This is a genomic window from Bifidobacterium sp. VU/mBH4 (B4), from assembly GCF_058199535.1.
Genome location: NZ_JBVPQJ010000012.1, coordinates 1 through 5,306, shown reverse-complemented (window position 1 = coordinate 5,306; position 5,306 = coordinate 1). Strand labels below are relative to the sequence as shown.

The 5,306-nt window shown below is 61.1% G+C and carries 3 rRNA genes; all 3 read left to right on the top strand.

Annotated features, from left to right (window positions below):
• Positions 1 to 14 precede the first annotated feature (14 nt).
• The 3 genes from AC0AII_RS08680 to rrf all read left to right on the top strand — a co-directional run bounded on the left by AC0AII_RS08680 (position 15) and on the right by rrf (position 5,305).
• Positions 15 to 1,539 (top strand): 16S ribosomal RNA (locus AC0AII_RS08680).
• 403 nt (positions 1,540 to 1,942) lie between these two features.
• Positions 1,943 to 5,013, top strand: a 23S ribosomal RNA gene (locus tag AC0AII_RS08675).
• Between the two features lie 175 nt (positions 5,014 to 5,188).
• Positions 5,189 to 5,305: ribosomal RNA gene (gene rrf, locus AC0AII_RS08670) — 5S ribosomal RNA — on the top strand.
• Together the 16S, 23S and 5S rRNA genes form the textbook arrangement of a ribosomal RNA operon.
• Position 5,306: the final 1 nt, after the last annotated feature.

Below are 5,306 nucleotides of genomic sequence, written 5' to 3'. Positions count from 1 at the left end.
CTTCTTCATGGTTTTTTGTGGAGGGTTTGATTCTGGCTCAGGATGAACGCTGGCGGCGTGCTTAACACATGCAAGTCGAACGGGATCCGCCAAGCTTGCTTGGCGGTGAGAGTGGCGAACGGGTGAGTAATGCGTGACCAACCTGCCCCATGCTTCGGAATAGCTCCTGGAAACGGGTGGTAATGCCGGATGCTCCGCATCATCGCATGATGGTGCGGGAAAGGGTTTACCGGCATGGGATGGGGTCGCGTCCTATCAGCTTGTTGGCGGGGTGATGGCCTGCCAAGGCTTCGACGGGTAGCCGGCCTGAGAGGGCGACCGGCCACATTGGGACTGAGATACGGCCCAGACTCCTACGGGAGGCAGCAGTGGGGAATATTGCACAATGGGCGAAAGCCTGATGCAGCGACGCCGCGTGCGGGATGACGGCCTTCGGGTTGTAAACCGCTTTTGATTGGGAGCAAGCGAGAGTGAGTGTACCTTTCGAATAAGCACCGGCTAACTACGTGCCAGCAGCCGCGGTAATACGTAGGGTGCAAGCGTTATCCGGATTTATTGGGCGTAAAGAGCTCGTAGGCGGTTCGTCGCGTCTGGTGTGAAAGTCCATCGCTTAACGGTGGATCGGCGCCGGGTACGGGCGGACTGGAGTGCGGTAGGGGAGACTGGAATTCCCGGTGTAACGGTGGAATGTGTAGATATCGGGAAGAACACCGATGGCGAAGGCAGGTCTCTGGGCCGTCACTGACGCTGAGGAGCGAAAGCGTGGGGAGCGAACAGGATTAGATACCCTGGTAGTCCACGCCGTAAACGGTGGATGCTGGATGTGGGGCCCGTTCCACGGGTTCCGTGTCGGAGCTAACGCGTTAAGCATCCCGCCTGGGGAGTACGGCCGCAAGGCTAAAACTCAAAGAAATTGACGGGGGCCCGCACAAGCGGCGGAGCATGCGGATTAATTCGATGCAACGCGAAGAACCTTACCTGGGCTTGACATGTGCCGGACGGCCGCGGAGACGCGGCTTCCCTTCGGGGCCGGTTCACAGGTGGTGCATGGTCGTCGTCAGCTCGTGTCGTGAGATGTTGGGTCAAGTCCCGCAACGAGCGCAACCCTCGCCTCGTGTTGCCAGCGGGTCATGCCGGGAACTCACGGGGGACCGCCGGGGTTAACCCGGAGGAAGGTGGGGATGACGTCAGATCATCATGCCCCTTACGTCCAGGGCTTCACGCATGCTACAATGGCCGGTACAGCGGGATGCGACATGGCGACATGGAGCGGATCCCTGAAAACCGGTCTCAGTTCGGATCGGAGCCTGCAACCCGGCTCCGTGAAGGCGGAGTCGCTAGTAATCGCGGATCAGCAACGCCGCGGTGAATGCGTTCCCGGGCCTTGTACACACCGCCCGTCAAGTCATGAAAGTGGGCAGCACCCGAAGCCGGTGGCCCAACCCGTTTGGGGGGGAGCCGTCTAAGGTGAGGTCCGCGATTGGGACTAAGTCGTAACAAGGTAGCCGTACCGGAAGGTGCGGCTGGATCACCTCCTTTCTACGGAGATTATGGAAATCCTTCCGCGCGTGCTGCGCGGGGGTCGTGCCTGCGGGCCGGCTGTTCGGCTGGCTGGCGTGGGCGTGCTGGCGTGGAACGGTCTTGAGGCTGTGGCATGGATGCGCTGTTGGGTTCCCGGACCGCCACCCTGGTGGGTGGTGTTCCTGCCGCCCGTCGGGTTCCTGCATGGGGTGTTGCCCTGTGGGGGTCTTGGCGGCGCGCTGGTGGCTTGAGAACTGGATAGTGGACGCGAGCGGATGGCTGGCTTTGGGCTGGCTGTCTGCTGTATTGTTTCGTCCGGGCCCATGTGAGTGGGTTCGGGTCGATCGTTTTGTGATCGTTTAGTGTGATGATTTGTCGTCTGGCAGTTCGCAGTTGTTGTTGTCGTGGCATGGCCTGTGGTCGTGTTGTCGGCAAGGGCGCATGGTGGATGCCTTGGCAGACAGGACCGATGAAGGACGCGTGGGGCCGCGATAGGCCTCGGGGAGCCGCCGACAGGGCTTTGATCCGAGGGTGTCCGAATGGGGTAACCCGCCGGCTGTTATGGGCCGGCACCGCATTCGTGCGGGGGGTACGCAGGGAAGTGAAACATCTCAGTACCTGCAGGAAAGGATATTCCGTGAGTAGTGGCGAGCGAAAGCGGATGATGGCCAAACCGGTGCCGTGTGAGACCCGTCGGGGGTTGCGGCATGGGTGTTGTGGGACTTGGCGTCCGGGCTCCGACGGGCCCGGCGGCAGTGATAAAGCGGCGTGTGAGGCGAACGGGATTGAATTCCCGGCCGTAGAGGGTGATGGCCCCGTAGCCGAAGGCGCGCCGCCTGCCGGTTCTTGTTCCCAAGTAGCGCGGGACTCGTGGAATCCCGTGTGAATCGGCCCCGACCGTGGGGTAAGCCTGAATATTCCTGTCTGACCGATAGCGTACGAGTACCGTGAGGGAAAGGTGAAAAGCACCCCGGGAGGGGAGTGAAAGAGTTTCTGAAACCGTGTGCCTACAATCCGTCGGAGCCTTTCGGGGTGACGGCGTGCCTATCGAAAAATGAGTCTGCGAGTCAGTGGTGCGTGGCGAGGCTAACCCGTGTGGGGCAGCCGTAGCGAAAGCGAGTCCGATAAGGGCGTTTCCAGTCGCGTGTCCTGGACCCGAAGCGGGATGATCTAGCCCTGGGCAGGTTGAAGCGCGGGTAAGACCGCGTGGAGGACCGAACGGACCTGGGTTGAAAACCGGGCCGATGACCTGGGGCTAGGGGTGAAAGGCCAATCAAATTCCGTGATAGCTGGTTCTCTCCGAAATGCATTTCGGTGCAGCGTCGCGTGAGTGCCTCCATGGGGTAGAGCTACTGGATGCTTGAGGGCCCGTATCGGGTACCGACAGCAGCCAAACTCCGAATACGTGCGAGGTGTATCGCGGCAGTGAGTCGGCGGGGGATAAGCTCCGTCGTCGAGAGGGAGACAGCCCAGATCGTCGTCTAAGGTCCCTAAGCGCGTGCTAAGTGGGAAAGGATGTGGAGTCGCATAGACAGCCAGGAGGTTGGCTCAGAAGCAGCCATCCTTGAAAGAGTGCGTAACAGCTCACTGGTCTAGTGGTTCCGCGCCGATAATGTAGCGGGGCTCAAGCACGCCACCGAAGACGCGGCAGCGCAGTTTGCTGTGCTGGGTAGGAGAGCGTTCCGCATGGGGCGAAGCGGCGGCGTGAGCCGGCCGTGGACCGTGCGGAAGTGAGAATGCAGACATGAGTAGCGAGAGGCGGGTGAGAATCCCGCCCGCTGGATGACCAAGGGTTCCGGGGCCACGTTCGTCGTCCCCGGGTGAGTCGGGTCCTAAGGCGAGGCCGACAGGCGTAGTCGAATGGATGAAGGAGTCGATATTCTCCTACCGGCGTCAAGCCGTCCAATCCAAGACGCGGAAGCGTGCCCTTACCTGCCTCGGAGGCTGGTCTTCGGACCTGCCGATGTGGTGGGACCGGCGTGTGGATGCGTGGCGGGTAGCGCAGGAGTGACACGGAACGGGAGCCGGGCTGCGGTGGTGGTTATCCGTGGTCAAGCATGCGGCGCGTCGGGCAGGCAAATCCGCCCGGCATGAGCGCGAGGTGTGATGTTGGGGGGCCTTGTGCCCCGAATCCGGTGTGCCGTTCCGTCGAGAAAAGCTTCGGCGTGAGGAGTGGCGCCGCCCGTACCCTAAACCGACACTGGTGGTCAGGTAGAGTATACCAAAGCGATCGAGCGAATCCTGGTCAAGGAACTCGGCAAATCACTCCCGTGCCTTCGGTATAAGGGAGGCCCCTGCCGGTGAGGCGCCTTGCGCGCGGAGCCGGTGGGGGCGGCACAGACCAGGGGGTAGCGACTGTTTACCAAAAACACAGGTGCATGCGAAGACGTAAGTCGCTGTATATGCACTGACGCCTGCCCGGTGCCGGAAGGTTAAGAGGATCCGTCATCCCTCTTCGGAGGGGGCAGCGGTGAATTCAAGCCCCGGTAAACGGCGGTGGTAACTATAACCATCCTAAGGTAGCGAAATTCCTTGTCGGGTAAGTTCCGACCTGCACGAATGGCGTAACGACTTCCCCACTGTCTCGACCAGGAGCTCGGCGAAATTGCAGTACGAGTAAAGATGCTCGTTAAGCGCAGAAGGACGAAAAGACCCCGGGACCTTTACTATACCTTGGTATTGGCGTTAGGTGCGGACTGTGTAGCATAGGCGGGAGGCTTCGAAGCGGGTGCGCCAGCATCCGTGGAGCCGGAATGTGAAATACCGCTCTGTCCTCATCTGGCCTCTAACCTCGGCCGGTCATCCCGGCCAGGGACAGTGCCTGGCGGGTAGTTTAACTGGGGCGGTTGCCTCCCAAAGAGTAACGGAGGCGCCCAAGGGTTCCCTCAGCCCGGTTGGCAATCGGGTGTTGAGTGCAATCGCACAAGGGAGCTTGACTGCGAGACCGACGGGTCGAGCAGGGACGAAAGTCGGAGATAGTGATCCGGTGCCGGCGTACGGACGCGGCATCGCTCAACGGATAAAAGGTACCCCGGGGATAACAGGCTGATCATCCCCAAGAGTCCATATCGACGGGATGGTTTGGCACCTCGATGTCGGCTCGTCGCATCCTGGGGCTGGAGCAGGTCCCAAGGGTTCGGCCGTTCGCCGATTAAAGCGGCACGCGAGCTGGGTTCAGAACGTCGTGAGACAGTTTGGTCTCTATCCTCTGCGCTCGTTGGAATCTTGAGGAGCCCTGCCCATAGTACGAGAGGACCTGGGTGGACGAACCTCTGGTATGCCGGTTGTCGCGCCAGCGGCACGGCCGGTTGGCTACGTTCGGATGGGATAACCGCTGAAAGCATCTAAGCGGGAAGCCCCCTCCAAGATAAGGATTCCATGAAGCCTCCGGGCTTCTGAAGACCCCATGCAGAACACATGGTCGATAGACCGGACGTGGACACCCCGCAAGGGGCGGAGCCGACCGGCACTAATGGTCGAAGACAACACAACACCCGCCCCCATGAGGGGCGGCGGCATCAACCCGACTGCGAAACACATGCCTGCGGCAATATGCACGAACACGCACAGGCGATCAGACAATCGGAACACGCGTCCACCATCCGGTCCCCAAGCCGCCAGAACACCCCGCTCCCCTCAAGAGAAGGGGACGGCAGAATTGAAGATTCGCGGCGGTCATGGCCTGGGGGAGACGCCCGGTCCCATTCCGAACCCGGAAGCTAAGACCCAGCACGGCAATGGTACTGCACCCGGAAGAGTGTGGGAGAGTAGCACACCGCCGCCAC